This is a genomic window from Klebsiella sp. DY2415, from assembly GCF_026314315.1.
Taxonomy (GTDB): domain Bacteria; phylum Pseudomonadota; class Gammaproteobacteria; order Enterobacterales; family Enterobacteriaceae; genus Klebsiella; species Klebsiella ornithinolytica.
Map to the genome: position 1 here is coordinate 5,231,646 of NZ_CP111115.1, position 20,525 is coordinate 5,252,170.

The following is a 20,525-nucleotide window of genomic DNA, read 5'->3' on the forward strand; positions in this document are numbered from 1 at the left end:
TGAGTTGAATTTATTATTCGGAATCTTTAACCAATTACATATCAAAAATCGCTACGAAAACCAGGTGCCACGCCGCCAGTGTCGCCGCCAGATGACCGCCAGCGACAGACCGCGCAGCGCGAGGAAGACCGCCAGCGCCAGCCATAGCGCGTGGTTGCCAAGGACCGGCAGCGTCAGCAGCGTCAGGGCAAACCCCGCCGCCGCCACCGCCATGCTGTTGCGCATCTCAGCCCCGCGCGTCGCGCCGATGAACATGCCATCCAGCAAATAACACCACACGCCAATCACCGGCAAAACGATCTGCCAGATCAGATAGCGATCGGCAAGCAGCTGAAGCGAGGGTAGCGAAGTCAACAGGGCGATAATCTGCTGCCCGGCTACGGCATAGGTTGCCGCAAAGGCCAGCGCCACCATTCCCGACTGGCGGCAGGCCGCCCGCCAGACATCAAGCAACTGGCTACCGTCACGCGCGCCGTACGCCTGCCCGGAGTGCGCTTCCACGGCATAAGCAAAACCATCCAGGGCATAGGCGGTGAAGGTCAACATGGTCATCAGGAGCGCGTTGACGGCAACGATCTCACCGCCAAGACGAGCGCCGAAAACGGTCACCGCACCAAAGCACAACTGAAGCAGCAGAGAGCGCAGCATGATATCGCGATTGAGCGCCAGCAAGCGGCGCACATCTCCGCGCCACGCGCGCTTGAGCAGGGCAAATGACACACCGCGTAGCGCCAGCACGCGCCTTGCCATCAGCAGCCCGATGATAAAGGTGACATATTCGGCGGTGACCGTCGCCAGCGCGGCCCCCTGCACGTTCAGGTGCAGGCCCATCACCAGCCACAGATCGAGCACAATATTCAGCAGGTTGCCGACGATCAGCAAAATCACCGGCGCCCGGGCGTACTGTACGCCCAACAGCCAACCGAGCAGCACCAGGTTTGCCAGCGATGCCGGCGCACTCAGCCAGCGGATGTCGAGAAAGCGCCGCGCCTGCTCCAGCACCGCGTCATTGCCGCCAACAATATGCAACGCCAGATCGATAAGCGGGGTTCGGAAAATCACAATCAGCAGGCCGGCGCCTGTTGCCAGCCCCAGCGGCTGCACCAGTGCCCGCGCCAGGCGGAGAGGATCTTTGGCGCCAAAGGCCTGCGCCGTCAGTCCGGTGGTGCTCATCCGCAGGAAAAGCAGCAGCATGAAGAGAAAACTGGTGGCCGTCGCGCCGACCGCGACACCGCCGAGGTAAACCGGGCTGTCGAGATGGCCAATCACGGCGGTATCCACCAGTCCCAGCAGCGGAACGGTGATATTGGAGAAAATCATGGGTAGCGCCAGGCGCCACAGGGCCTTATCAGCGGCGTTAAAGAACATGAGAAAGAGCCTGACCGGGAGGAGACAGCGCAGCATCATGCATCAGACGATGCTGCGTGGGGAAGGTGTTACAGCCACTCGCCGTTGCGAATCACGCCAACGGCCAGCCCTTCGATAGTGAAATTTTGTTCGCGTAGATTCACCACGATAGGGGAAAACTCGCTGTTTTCTGGCAGAAGTTCGACGATATTGCCCTGTTTTTTAAGACGCTTAACGGTGACCTCTTCGTCAATACGCGCCACGACAACCTGGCCGTTGCGTACATCCTGCGTTTTATGGACCGCCAGCAGATCGCCATCGAGAATACCGATATCTTTCATTGACATGCCGCTTACCCGCAGCAAAAAGTCGGCGTTCGGCTTGAACATCGCCGGATCGACCTGGAAGTGGCCTTCGATATGCTGCTGAGCCAGCAGCGGCTCACCGGCCGCCACGCGGCCAATCAACGGTAAACCCGGTTCTTCTTCCGTAAGCAGGCGAATCCCCCGGGAGGCGCCGGAGATAATCTCGATCGCGCCCTTACGCGCCAGCGCTTTCAGGTGTTCTTCCGCCGCGTTTGGGGAACGGAACCCCAAGCGCTGAGCAATTTCCGCACGCGTCGGCGGCATGCCCGTCTGGCTGATGTGATCCCGAATGAGATCAAACACCTCTTGCTGCCTGGTCGTTAACGCTTTCATCCCGCCCCCTGGGTGTATATACAGTTATGCTGTGAGTATATACAGCTAACGGTGATTTTGGAATCAAATTTCACACAAAAATCAGGAGATTCTTTCCATTTTGCGTCCCCGATAGCCCATTGCGCCAGGGGTGATTGTCGCCAGCCGGGCAAAACCCATCGGGGGTCGGCCGATCGCCGGGAGGACATCGCCAGGCGGGGGCATCTCACAAAGTGGTCGCTCAGTGATAGCGGGCCCACAGCAAGAGGCCCCAGGTGATCAGCGCGATCACAATGGCCAGCAGCACCGCCGCAGAACCCATATCTTTCGCCCGACCGGACAGCTCATGATGTTCCGGGCCAATACGGTCCACCACCGCCTCAATCGCGCTATTAAGAATTTCGACTATCATCACTATCAGGACCGAGCCTATCAGCAGCACACGCGTGATGGCGTCAACGTCCAGCCAGCAGGCGATCGCGACAGCAACAATGGCGGCGATGCCTTCTTGACGAAATGCGGCCTCATTTATCCATGCCGCACGGAACCCTTTCCAGGAATAACCTGCCGCTTTAATGATTCGGGTTAACCCAGTGGTATTATTGGCCATCAAAAGAACCTTTTTATGTAAATGACGTCAATGAGTGTACGCGTTTGCCGCGTGGCAACGGAAATTTTGCGCGCTTTCTGTTATTCTTGCCGCGCATTTGCATGATTAACCAGAGGCTTCACATCGTTTATGTCCGGCTGGCAACGAATTTACTATAAATTACTGAATTTACCATTACGGGTGCTGGTAAAAAGCAAGTCTATTCCCGCAGAACCTGCTCAGGAATTAGGGCTGGATACCTCGCGTCCGATCATGTACGTCCTGCCTTATAATTCCAAGGCGGACCTGCTGACCCTGCGCGCCCAGTGCCTGGAGCACGATTTACCCGATCCGCTTGAACCGCTGGAAATCGATGGCGCGCTGCTGCCGCGCTACGTATTTATCCACGGTGGCCCGCGCGTCTTTACCTACTACGCGCCGAAAGAAGAGTCGATTAAGCTGTTCCACGACTACCTGGATCTGCACCGCAACCATCCTGACCTGGACGTGCAAATGGTGCCAGTCTCGGTGATGTTTGGTCGTGCGCCAGGGCGCGAAAAAGGCGAAGTAAACCCGCCGCTGCGCATGCTGAATGGCATTCAGAAGTTCTTCGCCGTTCTGTGGCTGGGCCGCGACAGCTTTGTCCGTTTCTCGCCGCCGGTTTCTCTGCGCAGAATGGCCACCGAACACGGCACCGATAAAATTATCGCCCAGAAGCTGGCCCGCGTCGCGCGTATGCACTTCGCCCGCCAACGTCTGGCCGCCGTCGGCCCACGTCTGCCGGCACGTCAGGATCTGTTCAATAAGCTGCTGGCCTCCAAAGCCATCGCCCGCGCGGTGGAAGATGAAGCGCGCAGCAAGAAAATTTCCCATGAGAAGGCGCAGCAAAACGCCATCGCGCTGATGGAAGAGATCGCCGCGAATTTCTCTTATGAGATGATTCGCCTGACCGACCGCGTTCTCGGTTTTACCTGGAACCGTCTCTATCAGGGGATCAACGTCCACAACGCCGAGCGCGTACGTCAGCTGGCCCATGAAGGGCACGAGATTGTGTACGTACCGTGCCATCGTAGCCATATGGACTATCTGCTGCTCTCCTACGTGCTGTATCACCAAGGGCTGGTGCCGCCGCATATTGCCGCCGGTATCAACCTGAACTTCTGGCCAGCAGGCCCCATTTTCCGCCGCGGTGGCGCATTCTTTATTCGCCGTACCTTTAAGGGCAATAAGCTCTATTCCACGGTGTTCCGCGAATATCTCGGCGAGTTGTTCAGCCGGGGTTACTCCGTGGAGTACTTCGTTGAAGGGGGCCGCTCGCGTACCGGCCGTCTGCTGGATCCGAAAACCGGCACCCTGTCGATGACCATCCAGGCCATGCTGCGCGGCGGGACCCGACCGATCACGCTGGTGCCTATCTACATCGGTTACGAGCACGTGATGGAAGTGGGCACCTACGCCAAAGAGCTGCGCGGTGCGACGAAAGAAAAAGAGAGTCTGCCGCAGATGCTGCGCGGCCTGAGCAAGCTGCGTAACCTCGGTCAGGGCTATGTTAACTTTGGCGAACCACTGCCGCTGATGACTTACCTGAACCAGCATGTTCCGGAATGGCGTGAGTCAATCGATCCGATCGAAGCGGTGCGCCCATCGTGGCTGACACCGACGGTCAACAACATTGCTTCCGATCTGATGGTGCGCATCAACAACGCCGGCGCGGCCAACGCCATGAACCTGTGCTGCACCGCGCTGCTGGCCTCTCGTCAACGCTCGTTGACCCGCGAACAGCTGACGCAACAGCTGGAGTGCTACCTCGATCTGCTGCGCAACGTACCATACTCCCCGGATGCGACCACGCCGGCGGCCTCGGCCAGCGAGCTGATTGACCACGCGCTGAAGATGAATAAGTTCGAGGTCGAGAAAGATACCATCGGCGATATCATCATTCTGCCGCGCGAGCAGGCGGTGCTGATGACCTACTATCGCAACAACATCGCCCATATGTTGATGCTGCCGTCGCTGCTGGCGGCGATCATTACCCAGCATCGTCGTATCACCCGCGCGGAAGTGCTGCGTCACGTTGAGATGTTCTATCCGCTGCTGAAGGCCGAGCTGTTCCTGCGCTGGGAAAAAGCAGAGCTGGCTGGCGTCATCGATGCCCTGGCGGCGGAAATGCAGCGTCAGGGACTGATTGTCCTGAGCGATGATGCCATCAGCATCAATCCGTCCCACTCCCGTTCCTTGCAACTGCTGGCCGCAGGCGCGCGTGAAACGCTCCAGCGCTACGCCATTACCTTCTGGCTGCTGAGCGCGAACCCGTCTATCAACCGCAGTTCGCTGGAGAAAGAGAGCCGCACGGTGGCGCAGCGTCTGTCGGTGCTGCACGGTATCAACGCGCCGGAGTTCTTCGATAAAGCGGTATTCAGTACGTTAGTGCTGACGCTGCGCGATGAGGGCTATATCAGCGATACCGGCGATGCTGAGCCGGCAGAGACGCTGAAGGTCTACCAGATGCTGGCCGATCTGATTACGTCGGATGTGCGCTTGACGATTGAAAGCGTCACGCAGGATGAAGCGTAACGGCTGAGGCGGGCCTTCCTCTCCCCCGGCCATGGCGTTCGCGCCGCACGCCGGGGGAAGGAAGAGACTACTGCAGATAGCTCATTGCCAGACCGAGAAACACCACCAGTCCGACGTAGTTATTATTTAAAAACGCTTTAAAGCAGTCGTCCCGTTCGCGCCGGAAAATCAGCTTCTGCTGCCAGAAAAACAGCCCTGCGGCGATAAACAGCGACCAGTAATATTCCCAGTGCAGCCCGTTCAGCCAGCCGATGGCAGCCAATAGTATCAGCACCCCAATCTGCAACATACCGATAATGGTACGGTCATGTTCGCCGAACAAGATCGCCGTTGATTTAATCCCAATTTTGACGTCATCGTCCCTGTCGACCATCGCGTACTGGGTATCGTAAGCCACCGCCCACAGAATATTGGCGAGGAACATCAGCCAGCAGCTCAGCGGCAACGCTTCGCTCACCGCCGAGAAGGCCATCGGAATCGACCAGCCGAACGCTGCGCCCAGCACCACCTGCGGCAGATGAGTGTAGCGCTTCATAAACGGATACACCCACGCCAGCGCCAGCCCGGCAACCGAAAGCAGGATAGTCATGGTGTTTAAGGTCAGCACCAGCAGGAACGAAAGCAAAACCAGCACGGCAAACAGAATCCGGGCCTCTTTCTCCGAGACATCGCCGCTGGGTAACGGACGGCGGGCGGTGCGTTTGACATGGCCGTCAAACTTTCGGTCGGCGTAATCATTCACCACGCAGCCGGCGGCGCGCATCAGCCAGACACCGGCGACAAAAACGGCCAGAATCCACAGCGGTGGAATCCCCGGCGTCGCCACCCACAGTGCCCACAGCGTCGGCCACAGCAGCAGCAGCGCGCCAATGGGTTTGTCAGTACGCATCAGGCGATGAAACGCCAACAGCTTATTCTGCGCCAGACTCCTCTCCATTTTCTTTTCCTCTTAATACAGCGGCGACGCAGGCAGAAAAAGTTCTGTCAGCAGCAGCGGTTTGCCGCTCAGCCGAAGGCGAGAACGACGCCCCCACAGCTCTGCCGTGCGCCCAATTTCAATAAAATCGCGGGTTAATGTGGATGACGTGAACAAATAACGCCCCAGCGGCGTCTGCCCCAGCTGCTGCAGAGCCAGCTCCGGGCCGCACAGCGTCGACTCAGGCACCACCGTTCGGCCAGCGAGCCAGGGTTCACCATTGGCGCAAAGGATGATTTCCCGCAGCCAGTAACGCGCTTCATCCGGCAGCAACGCCTCTTCACCCACCAGCGCTTCCCGGCCGACGAAACCTTCGTTGACTCGATTAACACTGACCTTTTTCCCTTGTTGCTCAAAGCGTTGAGTCATTGAGTCTTCCAGCAACAGCCAGTCGCGCAGGTGCGGTTCCAGCGGGGGTATCGCGGCAAAATAGCGCAGCGCACGCAGTTGCGTAAGCGCAGGATGTGACATGCCTGGTTCTCCGTTACATAACGTAGCAGCATTGTATCGCAGAATAAGCCAGTCAGGGCGGGCAAAGCGTCAAGATACGATCATCGGCGTAACAGCCATGCAACAGCAGCCGCCACGCGATAAAAAAAGGTGCGTCCAGGCGGACGCACCTAAAGGCTGTGCCTAAACATCAGCATTGTGGGGAGACGATCACCCCTTGCCTTTTACACTGCTGATAAAGGTGGAACGAGCAGATTTCGAACCGAGGCGTTCGGCTTCGTTCATCAATTTGAGGGCTTTATCGATATCACCTTTCGCAACCGCCTGTTTGATGCCGTTGTTAAAGTAGGTTTCCGTATCGTCAAGCATCGGTTCGCTCTTCGCAGCCGGCGCTGGCGCCGCAACTGGAGCAACAACCGGCGCGGCGGCTGGCGCGTTGTAGACCGGTGCCGCCGTATTGCCGACGGTCACTGTCCCTGGACCGGAGGAGCCAAACAGCGGCCCAACCAGCACGCTGGAACCGGAAGAGGTTTTCACCTTCAGACCCAGGGTACCTTCGGTGGTATGTTTGGCGATCGGATCCGGAATATCCGGCACCGCATTACCGGTACCTTTGGCGTAGGCCTTCGCCGGATCGATTAATTTGGTGGTCTGCTGCAAATCCTGCGGGGTAGTAAAGACCAGCACATAGATTTTTTGCTGACCTAAAGCCGGCGTCAGGCGCATCACCCCTTCCAGGCGATCCGAGCTCATCACGCCCGGCTCCAGATAGGTGAAGTAGCTGCTTGGGAAAAACGCCGATGGCGTCATATTCTGGTCAAGAATCAGCACATTTGGCGCATAAACGCTAGTTTGCTTATTGACTTCACTGGTCAGAGTCAGGGTCAGCTCACCGATATTTGCCGGGACGCTGTAGGCCGCCACGGGGCCGACGATGCCGGGGATGTTCAGCGACTGGCCTGCCGTCGCTAACTTCGTGGTTTGCGTTTTCGATTGGTCGACCGGCGTCCAGGTTAGCTGTTGTAACGCGGAAGCAGGGATGGTCGGTGCGGCAGAGGTATTCTGCGGCACAAAATTCACATCAGCAAAACTGACTGCGGGTACGCTGGCCAGCAGGCCGGCGGACAGGCAGAGGGCAACGAGACTTTTCTTCATTTTCATTGTTATCACCTCAATTCCGATGGCCAAGCGGTAGCCAGGCAATAGCCCGCTGAGCCGAAGATAGAGGGGCTTGCGCCCCTCTTTTGGTCATCACACGTCAGGTTGGATTACCACCAGATTTCCATCTGGGCACCGAAGGTCCACTCGTCGCTATCGCCACGGCTGAAGGTCTTCGCAGAAGTGTCGTTGTACGCCACGCCGGAGGTGTAGCCCGCACCGGAATCACCGTTCGCGTAGCCCCATTTCTCATCCCACTTGGCGTAGGTTGCGAACAGACGAATTGCCGGACGGGACCAGATGCTGTCGCCCGCCTGCCACTGTTGCGCCAGGGTAATTTTGTACTGGTTGTTGCTGTCGCCAGTTTTCTGCGACTTCACGTTGTCGTAGCCGACTTCCAGCAGGGTGCTCATAATCGGCGTCCATTTGTACATAGGACGTACGCCGACGGTCCACCATTTGGTGCCGTTGTTGTTGTCGAGGTTGATATCCTGGTACATCGCCACGTACATCATGTCCCAATCGTCAGCCAGAGAGACTGCACCGTGGTCAAGCACGCGCCACATGGAACCGTCGTTGTTGATGCTGCCGCCCTGCGGAACGCCTTTACCGTTAGAGGTCATCGCGTCGGTGGCGTACTGCAGAACAAACTTGTTGTAGCCTTTCAGGATGCTCTGGGTGTGCTCAGCGGTGAACATCCAGCCATCTTTAGACGCGTCTGGCTGCAGGTAGTAATTATCCGGAACGTTGGTATGACCGTAGTCAACACCCAGCTCCAGAGTACCGCCCGGGTTGATTTCCATCTGTGCTAAACGCACGTCGAAGACGTCGTTCGGAACGATGTTGTCATATACGCGGTTACCCAGCGCATCACGATCGGCGAAGGTCGCAGAGCCGCCGGATTCAGAAGAACGGGTCGCTGCCAGAGAGAGTTTACCAAAGCCAACATCGATGTTTTCAAGACCCGCACCAGGACCGGAGATATCCCAGTAGTAGAAGTCGATCATGTGGACGTCATGACGCTGGTAGAAGCGCTTACCGGCCCAGATGGTGGAGCCTGGCAGCCAGTCGATCAGGTTTTTACCCTGCACGTTGGCTTCACGGAATGCCGGGCTGGTGGATTCCCAGTCATTTTGCTGCGATACGGAGTAGGCAACGTTAGTATCGAAGTAGAAGCTCTTATCACCTTCTTTCCATACTTCCTGGCCCAGTTTTAATTCCGCATAGGTTTCACATTCGTTACCAAGACGGTATTTACTTTGAGCACCGGTTGCCTGGAAGCACTGTTGTTCACCGCCGCTACCGGTCCAGCCGATACCGGAACGAGCATAACCGTGGAAATCAACGGCCAGCGCCTGAGCAGACATAACGCCTGCCGCGACGGCGACCGCCAGTGGAAGTTTGCGCAGAGTAATCATCATTCTATCTCCTGAGATCATTGCTTTTCTTTGAACACTTCGCCCGTCGTTATGCCTGGTTGCAGCGCCCTATGGGGTTCGTGTTTTTTTTTAATGGGAAGCCTTACACGCCCGGCTCTTTATGCAACCGACGACACGCCGTACCATCCTCACGGAATAAATGGCAGCGCTCTGGTGGCAAACCGATAGCGAATGTGGCTCCCTCTTCTACCAACACCACGTCGTTCTGGCGGTAAACCAGGTTTTGACGGATGGCGGGGATCTGGATATGAATTTGTGTTTCGTGACCAAGCTGCTCAACCACCTGAACGACCCCTTCAAGGGTGACGTCGGCGATATCGCTGGGCAGCAGGTGTTCCGGACGGATACCTAAGGACATGTTGGCGCCAACCTGAACGCGGGCGCTGTCCACCGGCAGCCAGACGTGCTGGCGGTTCGGCAGTTCGACCTGAACCTGCTCAATGGCGGTTGCGGTGACTTTTACCGGCAGGAAGTTCATCTTTGGCGAACCAATAAAGCCCGCAACAAAGCGATCGGCCGGGTAGTGATACAGTTCCAGCGGTTTCCCGACCTGCGCCACGCGGCCGGCGTCCAGCACCACAATTTTGTCGGCCAGCGTCATCGCTTCGACCTGATCGTGGGTAACGTAGATCATCGTGCGCCCAAGGCGCTTATGCAGACGGGAGATTTCGATACGCATCTGCACACGCAGCGCGGCGTCGAGGTTAGAAAGTGGTTCGTCGAGCAGGAACACGCGGGGTTCAGCAACCAGGGTACGGCCAATCGCCACACGCTGACGCTGTCCACCGGATAATGCCTTCGGCTTACGCTCCAGCAAATGCGCCAGCTGCAGCACTTCCGCTACCTGGGTGACGCGCTGGTTAATTAACTCTTTTTTAGCACCGGCCAGCTTGAGGCCGAAGGACATGTTTTCCGCAACGGAAAGATGAGGGTAAAGCGCATACGACTGGAACACCATCCCGATACCGCGTTCGGCAGGAGGGATATCGTTCATTCGCGCATCACCAATAAATAAATCACCACTGGTTATGGTTTCCAGCCCGGCAATCATACGCAGCAGGGTTGATTTGCCGCAGCCCGATGGCCCGACAAACACCACGAACTCCCCTTCCTGGATGTCGAGATTGATATCTTTCGACACCACCACGTCACCCCAGGCTTTCGTTATATTTCGCAGCTGTACGCTCGCCATCCCCATCTCCCTTCGTTACAACCTGTCACTAAAAGACACATTCAAGATGGGCTGACTATGCGGCATTCATTCACCTGGTGAATCCTCCACCCCCGCCTTTTTTATGGGGGAGGAGACGGGAGGATGAGAGATTGCCCCTCGCTGCGGGGGATGGCGTGGCAAAGCCATTTTCGTGATGCAAGTAGCAAAAATGGCCCCGTTTTTATGTGCTCCAGACCCCAATACGGGCATTTCTGCAATGCAGATCACACAAACCACGGGTGGGGCGTAGACATAGGGAGGATGGAAAGGGGTTGTTAAAAAAGGAAACTCATCACCGTTAAGCCACCTAAGTGTATCCACGAGCACATCACCAAAAAGGACTGGTATATGAAAATCAAAACCGGCGCTCGCATCCTCGCGTTGTCTGCATTGACCACGATGATGTTTTCCGCCTCTGCCCTCGCCAAAATTGAAGAAGGTAAGCTGGTTATCTGGATTAACGGCGACAAAGGCTATAACGGTCTCGCCGAAGTGGGTAAGAAGTTTGAAAAAGATACCGGCATTAAAGTTTCCATCGAACACCCGGATAAGCTGGAAGAGAAATTCCCGCAGGTCGCGGCGACTGGCGACGGCCCGGACATCATCTTCTGGGCTCATGACCGTTTCGGTGGCTATGCGCAATCTGGCCTGCTGGCTGAAATCTCCCCGGACAAAGCTTTCCAGGACAAACTCTATCCGTTTACCTGGGACGCCGTACGCTATAACGGCAAACTGATCGCCTACCCTATCGCGGTTGAAGCGCTGTCGCTGATTTACAACAAAGACCTGGTCCCGAATCCGCCGAAAACCTGGGAAGAGATCCCGGCGCTGGATAAAGAACTGAAAGCGAAAGGTAAGAGCGCGCTGATGTTCAACCTGCAAGAACCGTACTTCACCTGGCCGCTGATTGCCGCTGACGGCGGATATGCATTCAAATTTGAAAACGGCAAGTATGACGTCAAAAACGTAGGCGTGGACAGCGCTGGCGCGAAAGCCGGTCTGACCTTCCTGGTTGACCTCATCAAGAATAAACACATGAATGCCGATACCGATTACTCCATCGCTGAAGCCGCCTTCAACAAAGGCGAAACCGCGATGACCATCAACGGTCCGTGGGCATGGTCGAATATCGATAAGAGCAAGGTCAACTATGGCGTCGCGCTGCTGCCAACCTTCAAAGGCAAAGCGTCTAAACCGTTTGTCGGCGTACTGAGCGCCGGTATCAACGCCGCCAGCCCGAACAAAGAACTGGCGAAAGAGTTCCTCGAAAACTATCTGCTGACCGACCAGGGTCTGGACGAAGTGAACAAGGACAAACCGCTGGGCGCCGTTGCGCTGAAATCCTTCCAGGAAAAACTGGAGAAAGATCCGCGTATCGCTGCAACCATGGCGAACGCCCAGAAAGGCGAAATTATGCCGAACATCCCGCAGATGTCCGCCTTCTGGTATGCCGTACGTACCGCGGTTATCAACGCAGCTAGCGGTCGTCAGACCGTCGATGCCGCGCTGAAAGACGCACAGTCTCGTATCACTAAATAAGAAAATGGCGGGTGGCGCTTACGCTTACCCGCCTTACAACTACGGCCTGGGCCGTAGGTCAGGCGAGCATAAGCGCGGCCTGACAAATAAGTTTTCACCGCTGTAGAGGATGATCCCCATGGATGTCGTTAAAAAGAAACACTGGTGGCAAAGCCCGCAGCTGACATGGTCTGTGATTGGCTTGCTGTGCCTGCTGGTGGGTTACCTTGTCGTTTTGATGTACGCCCAGGGGGAGTACCTGTTTGCCATCCTGACGCTGATTTTAAGCTCAGCTGGCCTGTATATCTTTACCAACCGCAAGGCCTATGCCTGGCGCTATGTCTACCCGGGGCTCGCCGGGATGGGGCTGTTCGTCCTGTTCCCGCTGGTCTGTACCATCGCCATCGCCTTCACCAACTACAGCAGCACCAACCAGCTAACCTTTGAGCGCGCTCAGGAAGTGCTGATGGATCGCTCGTTCCAGGCCGGTAAATCCTACAACTTCTCGCTGTTCCCGGCGGGAGATGAGTGGAAACTGGCGCTGACCGATGGCGACAGCGGCAAAAATTACGTCTCCGATGCCTTTAAACTCGGCGGCGAGCAGAAACTGGCCTTAAAAGAAGCTGAAGCGCTGCCGGAAGGTGAACGCGCAAACCTGCGGATCATCACCCAAAACCGCACCGCGCTGAACCAGCTGACCGCCATCCTGCCTGACGACAGCAAAGTGATCATGAGCTCACTGCGCCAGTTCTCCGGTACCCAGCCGCTGTATACGCTGGCCAATGATGGCACGCTGGCCAACAACCAGAGCGGCGTAAAATATCGTCCGAACAATGACGTCGGTTTCTACCAGTCCATCAACGCCGACGGTAGCTGGGGCGCTGAGAAGCTGAGCCCGGGCTACACCGTCGGGATCGGCTGGGATAACTTCACCCGCGTCTTTACCGACGAAGGGATTCAGAAACCGTTCTTCGCTATCTTCGTCTGGACGGTGGTCTTCTCAGTCCTGACCGTGATTCTGACCGTGGCCGTGGGCATGATCCTCGCCTGCCTCGTACAGTGGGAATCCTTGAAAGGTAAAGCGATTTACCGTGTTCTGCTGATTCTGCCTTACGCCGTACCGTCGTTTATCTCGATTCTGATTTTCAAAGGGCTGTTCAACCAGAGCTTTGGTGAAATCAACATGATGCTCAGCGCGCTGTTCGGCATCAAACCGGCCTGGTTCAGCGACCCGACCACCGCGCGTTCGATGATCGTCATCGTCAACACCTGGCTGGGCTACCCGTACATGATGATTCTGTGCATGGGCCTGCTGAAAGCGATTCCTGACGACCTGTACGAAGCATCGGCAATGGACGGCGCCGGTCCGTTCCAGAACTTCTTTAAGATTACGCTGCCGCTGCTGATTAAGCCGCTGACGCCGCTGATGATCGCCAGCTTCGCCTTTAACTTTAACAACTTCGTGTTGATTCAGCTGTTAACCAACGGTGGTCCGGACCGTCTCGGCACCACCACGCCGGCCGGTTATACCGACCTGCTGGTCAGCTACACCTACCGTATCGCCTTCGAAGGCGGCGGCGGTCAGGACTTCGGTCTGGCGGCAGCGATTGCCACCCTGATCTTCCTGCTGGTGGGCGTACTGGCGATTGTTAACCTGAAAGCCACACGAATGAAATTCGACTAACTGGAATAACCAGGCGTCATTGACGCAGCCAGTTTGGGCCCGGCCAGCGCGCAAGAACCGGAGCGTACACGTAGTACGTGAGGATGATGAGCACTGCCCGGGTTCAAAATGGCAAGTGAGATAGCCTGGAGCGGTATCAAGGGGAATAAAAATATTATGGCTATGGTACAACCCAAATCTCAGAAGCTGCGTCTGCTCACCACGCACCTCCTGCTGCTGGTTTTCATCGCGGCGATTATGTTCCCGCTGCTGATGGTTATTGCTATCTCTCTGCGCGAGGGTAACTTCGCCACCGGCAGCCTGATCCCGGACCAAATCTCCTGGGAGCACTGGCGGCTGGCGCTGGGCTTCAGCGTCGAACACGCTGACGGCCGCGTCACCCCGCCACCTTTCCCGGTTCTGCTATGGTTGTGGAACTCGGTGAAAGTGGCCGGGATCACCGCCATCGGTATCGTGGCGCTGTCCACGACCTGCGCCTACGCCTTTGCCCGTATGCGCTTCCCGGGCAAAGCGACCCTGCTGAAAGGGATGCTGATTTTCCAGATGTTCCCGGCGGTGCTGTCGCTGGTGGCGCTATACGCCTTGTTTGACCGCCTCGGCCAGTATTTACCGTTCGTCGGCCTGAACACCCACGGCGGCGTCATCTTCGCCTATATGGGCGGCATCGCGCTGCACGTCTGGACGATTAAGGGCTACTTCGAAACCATCGACGGCTCGCTGGAAGAAGCGGCGGCGCTGGATGGCGCGACGCCGTGGCAGGCCTTCCGTCTGGTCCTGTTGCCGCTGTCGGTACCGATTCTGGCCGTCGTATTTATTCTGTCGTTCATTGCTGCGATTACCGAAGTCCCGGTAGCCTCGCTGCTGCTGCGCGATGTGAACAGCTATACCCTGGCCGTAGGTATGCAACAGTATCTCAACCCGCAGAACTACCTGTGGGGTGACTTTGCCGCTGCGGCGGTGCTCTCCGCCATTCCGATTACGGTTGTCTTCCTGCTGGCCCAGCGCTGGCTGGTTAACGGCCTGACGGCAGGCGGGGTGAAAGGTTAAGTTTCATCGTTATACCCGCCCCAAATTTCAGAGGAGGGACGGTGACTTAGTTGCTGTACACGAACCCCAACCGGGTACGGCAACTACCGCCCTCAGCTGAAAAAGTAAGGCAAATGCCACTGCTATCCTCAACTGGACCCTACATAAATTAAGTTTTGTGACTGTTGGTCAGCGGCCTCTGGAGGCCGCTTTTTTTTATTCGCGTTTCAGGCGGTTGGAGTTACACAGCCACAGCGTAATCACCAGAATCAGGATCGCTGCCGAATAGATAAGCACCGCCATCGGCGATTCGTGATCGACAATAATCAGACGCACAATCGCCGTAATGCCGATATAGACAAAATAGCGCAGCGGAAAGTGAAAGCCCGACTCAAAGTACTTCACAATCAGCGCGATAAACTCGAAATAGAGAAAATAAACCACCAGCCCTTCGACCAGCTTGTACTTACTCACCGGCTCCGGAGTAAACAGGACATGCGCCAGATGGAACGTCTCTTTCCCCAGAAAAACCACCAGGATGACCCCCAGACACAGCAGCGCCAGATTCAAAACTGCCTGCATGGCGGTCGCCACAAAATTGACCAACGGACGATAGACCGACGGCATATGCGTACCTCTTATATTCGTTATTCCTGCCGATCTGTATAACGCAAAAACGTGATCCAGATCGATATTATTCGTTAACTTTTTGCGTCTGTTGCGTCAAATGTAACAATCACTTGCCAGACTGGCGGGTTAAAAAGGATACAGCAATGCTGACAATACGTACGGCGCACCGGGAAGACGCTCCCCTGCTGAGTGAAATGGGGAACGCCAGCTATCGCCACCACTTCGCCCACCTCTGGCACAGCGCCAGCGAGCTGGCGCACTTCCTCCAGCAGGAGTACTCCCTGCCCGCCCTTCACCGCAGCCTCGCCGATGAGCGCAGCTGCTGGCTGATTGCCGAAGCCCGGCATCCTGTCGGCTTCGCGAAATACAGCTGCCATCAGCCGATAGCGTCCGATGGTCCGCGCGGCACGTTACTGCATAAGCTCTATTTACTGCCGACTGAAACAGGGCATGGCTACGGTGAGCAGATTTTTAGCGCCGTTGAAGCGCGGGCAAAGGCGGCGGGTGACGACTGGCTGTGGCTGGAAGTCCTCGCCAGCAACCCCGGCGCCAGGCGTTTTTATGAGCGTTCAGGTATGCAATATGTGAAAGACAGCGTATTCCGCTCCGCAACCCAGACGAGCACGCTACATATTCTGGCCAAACCTATCTGAGAGGCGCTATGCACACTCTTCGTGAAACCGGCATCCGCAACGTCACCAGCGGCGAGAACGTGGTGATTTATCAACCTGCCAATCTCTATGACTGCACGCTTGGCGATAACGTCTTTGTCGGGCCATTCGTCGAAATTCAGGGCCATACGCGCATCGGTGCCGACAGTAAAATCCAGTCCCATACCTTTATCTGCGAGTATGTCACGATCGGCGAGCGTTGCTTTATCGGCCACGGCGTGATGTTTGCCAACGATATGTTTCGCGAGGGCCGTCCCAATGCCAACCGGGAAAACTGGGGGCGAATTACGCTTGGCAACGATGTTTCTATCGGCAGCGGCGCGGCCATTCTGGCGGTCAGCATCTGCGATGGCGCGGTGATTGGCGCCGGGAGCGTGGTCACGAAATCGATAACAGAAAAAGGCATCTGGGCGGGTAACCCGGCGAAACTGCTGCGGCGGCTATAAACAAAAATGCCGCCCCGGAAGGTCGGCATTGAGATCGGTTCGCTGGACGTCTGCCGGGCGGCGGCTGACGCCTTGCACGGCCTACAAAACACAGTCGTCGGCCCGCGCAAACAACGCGCCGCCGGGTGAATGCAGAAAGCACATAGCCTGAATACCGATCGCCCTGACCGGTATTCAGGCACCGGCGCCTTATGCGCGCCAGGCTTTGTAACGGTTAATCAGGCCGTTCGTCGAGCTGTCGTGGCTGCTGATTTCTTCGCCATCTTTCAGCTCTGGCAGAATGCGGTTTGCCAGCTGTTTACCTAACTCAACGCCCCACTGGTCGAAGGTGAAGATGTTGAGGATCGCGCCCTGGGTGAAGATCTTATGTTCATACAGGGCAATCAGCGCGCCGAGGCTGAACGGGGTGATTTCACGCAGCAGGATGGAGTTGGTCGGGCGGTTGCCTTCGAACACTTTGAACGGCACCACGTGATCCAGGGTTGCCGGATCTTTACCCTGGTCACGATACTCCTGCTCAACCACTTCACGGGATTTACCGAACGCCAGCGCTTCGGTCTGCGCAAAGAAGTTAGACAGCAGCTTCGGATGGTGATCGGAGAGCGGGTTATGGGTAATGGCCGGGGCGATAAAATCGCACGGTACCATTTTGGTCCCCTGGTGAATCAGCTGATAGAACGCGTGCTGACCGTTGGTGCCCGGCTCACCCCAGATGATCGGGCCGGTCTGGTAATCTACGGCGTTGCCGTTACGGTCAACGTATTTGCCGTTAGATTCCATGTTGCCCTGCTGGAAATACGCCGGGAAGCGGTGCATGTACTGGTCGTACGGCAGAATGGCTTCGGTTTCAGCACCGAAGAAGTTGTTGTACCAGATGCCGATCAGCGCCAGCAGCACCGGCAGGTTTTTTTCTGGCGCGGCGGTGGAGAAGTGTTTGTCCATCGCATGCGCGCCGGAGAGCAGCTCAACAAAGTTGTCGAAGCCCACGGACAGGATAATGGACAGGCCGATGGCTGACCACAGGGAGTAACGGCCGCCAACCCAGTCCCAGAACTCAAACATATTGGCAGTATCAATCCCGAACTCGCCCACCGCTTTGCCATTGGTGGAGAGTGCGGCGAAGTGTTTCGCCACGTGCTTCTCATCGCCCGCGGTCGCCAGGAACCAGTCGCGCGCGCTGTGGGCGTTGGTCATGGTTTCCTGGGTGGTGAAGGTTTTCGACGCAACCAGGAACAGGGTGGTTTCCGGGTTCACCGTTTTCAGCACTTCGGCGATGTGGGTGCCATCGACGTTAGATACAAAGTGCATATTGAGATGGTTTTTATACGGGCGCAGCGCTTCGGTCACCATGAACGGGCCGAGATCAGAGCCACCGATACCGATATTCACTACATCGGTAATCGCTTTACCGGTATAGCCTTTCCAGCTGCCGGAGATGATCGCTTCAGAGAAATGCTTCATCTTTTCGAGAACAGCATTCACTTCCGGCATCACATCTTTGCCATCAACAATAATCGGGGTATTGCTACGGTTGCGCAGAGCAACGTGCAGAACAGCGCGATCTTCAGTGCGGTTGATCTTCTCACCGGAGAACATGGACTTGATCGCCCCTGCCAGATCGGTCTCTTTCGCCAGATCCTGCAGTTTGGTCAGCGTCTCTTCAGTGATGCGGTTTTTGGAGAAATCCACCAGCATCAGATCGTCGAACGTTGCGGAAAACTTAGAAAAACGGTCGCTATCTTGCGCGAAAAGCTCGCTGATAGTGACATCTTTCATTTCATCAAAGTGTTTCTGTAATGCCTGCCAGGCAGAGGTCTGCGTTGGGTTGATGTTTTTCATTAGCAATACTCTTCTGATTTGAGAATTGTGACTGCGGTCGATTGTAGCGCCGGCGGCAAAAAATTGTGATGATTTTTATGTTATGCCTATGACACGTGTCAGGAATAGGGTCAGTTCGGGGCAAAAAGCCTCTACTAGTATAGCCATCATAAGGCTTTTTTCTGTTAATCACCCCCGCATGAAAAATCCGCATAACCGCAACGTTGACATACCTACTCCGAAGCCTTTATATAACTGCACTGCCTGCATTTATGCAGGTTTGTATTGCTCGCGCATTTCACGCTACAGCGAAAGGGTATTGCAGGGGGATCATCACCAGCGCCCCCAGGCAAAGTGAAAGACGTCGGTAATTGCCAGAAGAGGTGCGTTGCCCAGGTAACCGTATTGGAGGAACCAGTCCGGCGAAAATACGTGAGGGGGAGCAACGCCGAGGTGATAAAGCGTCTGGTACGCACATCACCGGCCACAGGGGCTGAATCCCCTGGGTTGTCACCAGAAACGTTCGCAGTCGGGCGTTTCATACCCAGGAACTGACGCAAGGCGTTGGGGAGCGGGTCTACAAGGTGGAGCACTTCTGGGTGACATCGTAGCTGTTTATTGCTCTGCGCCCACCCTGTTTTTCGCTCTTCCCTTGTGCCATGGCTGAATAATTTGGCCTGGCTTATTAAGACATTTTATTACTGTAAGTTGGTGTCCAGCCCAGCCCCACTCAGGAATCGTTTTAATAAGTCAGGCCCCCCCTGACACGAGGTTGTTATGACAGATTTAGTTGTAGCCAAATTCGGCGGCACCAGCGTTGCCGATTTCGATGCCATGAATCGCAGCGTTGATGTTGCGCGACTTGATGAGAACACGCGCGTCGTGGTGTTATCGGCCTCTGCGGGTGTGACCAATCTTCTGGTTGCTTTGGCTGAAGGGCTGGAACCCGCTGAGCGTTTTGAAAAGCTCGAATCGCTGCGCCAGATTCAATTCAATATCCTGGAGCGTCTGCGCTATCCCAACGTGATTCGCGAAGAGATCGAGCGTCTGCTGGAAAATATCACCACCCTGGCAGAAGCCGCTGCGCTGGCAAGTTCCGCTGCGCTGACCGACGAGCTGGTCAGCCATGGCGAACTGATGTCCACCCTGCTGTTTGTCGAAATTCTCCGCGAGCGCGGTATTGCGTCACAGTGGTTCGATGTACGTAAGATTATGCGCACCAACGATCGCTTCGGCCGCGCCGAGCCAGACATTGCCGCACTCGCCGAGCTGACGCAGCTGCAGCTGACTCCGCGGCTGGCTGAAGGTCTGGTGGTCACCCAGGGCTTTATCGGCAGCGAAGCCAAAGGCCGTACCACAACGCTGGGCCGCGGCGGCAGCGACTATACCGCCGCTCTGCTGGGCGAAGCGCTGAACGCCAGCCGTGTCGATATCTGGACCGATGTCCCGGGTATCTACACCACCGACCCGCGCGTCGCGCCGGCGGCAAAACGCATTGATGTCATCGCATTTGCCGAAGCGGCAGAAATGGCCACCTTTGGCGCCAAAGTGCTTCATCCGGCCACCCTGCTGCCCGCCGTGCGTAGCGATATTCCGGTGTTCGTGGGCTCCAGCAAAGAACCCACCGCCGGCGGAACGCTGGTATGTAATAAAACCGAAAATCCGCCGCTGTTCCGCGCGCTGGCCCTGCGCCGCCGCCAGACGCTGCTGACGCTGCATAGCCTGAATATGCTGCACTCTCGCGGCTTCCTGGCGGAAGTATTCGGGATCCTCGCGCGCCACAATATTTCCGTGGATCTGATCACCACGTCCGAAGTCAGCATCGCGTTGACTATGGATACCACCGGTTCAACCTCCGCCACCGATACTCTGCTGACGCAGGCGCTGCTGACCGAACTCTCCTCCCTGTGCCGCGTAGAAGTGGAGCAGGATCTGGCGCTGGTGGCGTTAATCGGTAACGAGTTGTCGCGCGCCTGTGGCGTGGGCAAAGAAGTTTTCGGCGTCCTGGAGCCGTTCAATATTCGTATGATTTGCTACGGCGCATCCAGCCATAACCTCTGCTTCCTGGTGCCTGGGGCGGATGCCGAGAAAGTCGTGCAGAAATTGCATCATAATTTGTTTGAATAATATTTCTTCACGCGATAAAAATTACCTATAGCCGGGCTCGAACCCGGCTTTTTTATAACTATATCAACACAACATCCCCTCAATCGTTCGGGCGACGGGCCGGTGCGACGATCCCTGATGCACAGCAGACAACGTGCCCGGGGAAACAGACACCGCCTGCGCACGCGTTGCCCGAAGGATGA

At 56.4% G+C, this 20,525-nt stretch carries 17 protein-coding genes and 1 riboswitch; of the genes, 7 read left to right on the forward strand and 10 right to left on the reverse strand.

The window, feature by feature from the left end; genetic code table 11:
• Positions 1 to 51: 51 nt before the first annotated feature.
• The 3 genes from dinF to OQV00_RS24785 form a co-directional block, all read right to left on the reverse strand.
• Positions 52 to 1,368 (reverse strand): MATE family efflux transporter DinF, encoded by a 1,317-nt coding sequence (gene dinF / locus OQV00_RS24775; protein ID WP_004856454.1) that lies wholly within the window; start codon positions 1,366 to 1,368, stop codon positions 52 to 54.
• Between the two features lie 68 nt (positions 1,369 to 1,436).
• Positions 1,437 to 2,045, reverse strand: coding sequence for a transcriptional repressor LexA (gene lexA, locus OQV00_RS24780; RefSeq protein WP_004856448.1), 609 nt, complete (start codon positions 2,043 to 2,045; stop codon positions 1,437 to 1,439).
• A 220-nt stretch (positions 2,046 to 2,265) separates the two neighbouring features.
• A complete protein-coding gene (locus OQV00_RS24785; protein ID WP_004856446.1) occupies positions 2,266 to 2,634 on the reverse strand; it encodes a diacylglycerol kinase in 369 nt (122 codons plus the stop codon).
• A gap of 129 nt (positions 2,635 to 2,763) precedes the next feature.
• Between OQV00_RS24785 and plsB the strand changes: the two genes are divergently transcribed.
• Positions 2,764 to 5,187, forward strand: coding sequence for a glycerol-3-phosphate 1-O-acyltransferase PlsB (gene plsB / locus OQV00_RS24790; RefSeq protein ID WP_004856443.1), 2,424 nt, complete (start codon positions 2,764 to 2,766; stop codon positions 5,185 to 5,187).
• A 67-nt stretch (positions 5,188 to 5,254) separates the two neighbouring features.
• Here the strand turns inward: plsB and ubiA are convergent, their stop codons facing one another.
• The 5 genes from ubiA to malK form a co-directional block, all read right to left on the reverse strand.
• Positions 5,255 to 6,124, reverse strand: coding sequence for a 4-hydroxybenzoate octaprenyltransferase (gene ubiA / locus OQV00_RS24795; protein ID WP_004856440.1), 870 nt, complete (start codon positions 6,122 to 6,124; stop codon positions 5,255 to 5,257).
• A 12-nt stretch (positions 6,125 to 6,136) separates the two neighbouring features.
• Positions 6,137 to 6,634, reverse strand: coding sequence for a chorismate lyase (gene ubiC, locus OQV00_RS24800; RefSeq protein WP_004856438.1), 498 nt, complete (start codon positions 6,632 to 6,634; stop codon positions 6,137 to 6,139).
• A 189-nt stretch (positions 6,635 to 6,823) separates the two neighbouring features.
• The gene (gene malM, locus OQV00_RS24805; RefSeq protein WP_266279571.1) at positions 6,824 to 7,774 is read right to left on the reverse strand and encodes a maltose operon protein MalM; all 951 of its coding nucleotides are present in this window, start codon (positions 7,772 to 7,774) and stop codon (positions 6,824 to 6,826) included.
• A gap of 107 nt (positions 7,775 to 7,881) precedes the next feature.
• On the reverse strand, positions 7,882 to 9,192 hold the full coding sequence (locus tag OQV00_RS24810; protein ID WP_004856433.1) for a maltoporin: 1,311 nt from the start codon (positions 9,190 to 9,192) through the stop codon (positions 7,882 to 7,884).
• Between the two features lie 100 nt (positions 9,193 to 9,292).
• Positions 9,293 to 10,402 carry a maltose/maltodextrin ABC transporter ATP-binding protein MalK gene (malK, locus tag OQV00_RS24815; protein WP_004856431.1) on the reverse strand — a complete coding sequence of 370 codons (1,110 nt, stop codon included), beginning with the start codon at positions 10,400 to 10,402 and terminating at the stop codon, positions 9,293 to 9,295.
• Positions 10,403 to 10,771: 369 nt separating this feature from the next.
• Between malK and malE the strand changes: the two genes are divergently transcribed.
• The 3 genes from malE (at position 10,772) to malG (ending at position 14,672) form a co-directional block, all read left to right on the forward strand.
• Positions 10,772 to 11,962: a maltose/maltodextrin ABC transporter substrate-binding protein MalE gene (gene malE / locus OQV00_RS24820; protein ID WP_015585369.1), complete on the forward strand. Its 1,191-nt coding sequence runs from the start codon at positions 10,772 to 10,774 to the stop codon at positions 11,960 to 11,962.
• A 118-nt stretch (positions 11,963 to 12,080) separates the two neighbouring features.
• Entirely contained in the window at positions 12,081 to 13,625 is a 1,545-nt protein-coding gene (gene malF, locus OQV00_RS24825) for a maltose ABC transporter permease MalF (RefSeq protein ID WP_004856427.1), read from the forward strand.
• 156 nt (positions 13,626 to 13,781) lie between these two features.
• The gene (gene malG / locus OQV00_RS24830) at positions 13,782 to 14,672 is read left to right on the forward strand and encodes a maltose ABC transporter permease MalG (RefSeq protein WP_015585370.1); all 891 of its coding nucleotides are present in this window, start codon (positions 13,782 to 13,784) and stop codon (positions 14,670 to 14,672) included.
• Positions 14,673 to 14,867: 195 nt separating this feature from the next.
• Here malG and psiE read toward each other — a convergent pair whose 3' ends face one another.
• Positions 14,868 to 15,278, reverse strand: coding sequence for a phosphate-starvation-inducible protein PsiE (gene psiE, locus OQV00_RS24835; protein WP_004856423.1), 411 nt, complete (start codon positions 15,276 to 15,278; stop codon positions 14,868 to 14,870).
• Between the two features lie 146 nt (positions 15,279 to 15,424).
• On the opposite strand from psiE, the gene OQV00_RS24840 reads away from it, so the two are divergent.
• Both OQV00_RS24840 and OQV00_RS24845 read left to right on the forward strand, forming a co-directional pair.
• The gene (locus OQV00_RS24840; protein WP_015585371.1) at positions 15,425 to 15,934 is read left to right on the forward strand and encodes a GNAT family N-acetyltransferase; all 510 of its coding nucleotides are present in this window, start codon (positions 15,425 to 15,427) and stop codon (positions 15,932 to 15,934) included.
• 8 nt (positions 15,935 to 15,942) lie between these two features.
• The gene (locus OQV00_RS24845; RefSeq protein WP_266279574.1) at positions 15,943 to 16,398 is read left to right on the forward strand and encodes an acyltransferase; all 456 of its coding nucleotides are present in this window, start codon (positions 15,943 to 15,945) and stop codon (positions 16,396 to 16,398) included.
• 189 nt (positions 16,399 to 16,587) lie between these two features.
• On the opposite strand, the gene pgi is transcribed toward OQV00_RS24845, so the two are convergent.
• The gene (pgi, locus tag OQV00_RS24850) at positions 16,588 to 18,237 is read right to left on the reverse strand and encodes a glucose-6-phosphate isomerase (protein ID WP_004856418.1); all 1,650 of its coding nucleotides are present in this window, start codon (positions 18,235 to 18,237) and stop codon (positions 16,588 to 16,590) included.
• A 349-nt stretch (positions 18,238 to 18,586) separates the two neighbouring features.
• Positions 18,587 to 18,819, forward strand: a riboswitch (Lysine riboswitch).
• Positions 18,820 to 18,993: 174 nt separating this feature from the next.
• On the opposite strand from pgi, the gene lysC reads away from it, so the two are divergent.
• Positions 18,994 to 20,343 (forward strand): lysine-sensitive aspartokinase 3, encoded by a 1,350-nt coding sequence (lysC, locus tag OQV00_RS24855; protein WP_004856417.1) that lies wholly within the window; start codon positions 18,994 to 18,996, stop codon positions 20,341 to 20,343.
• Positions 20,344 to 20,525 lie beyond the last annotated feature (182 nt).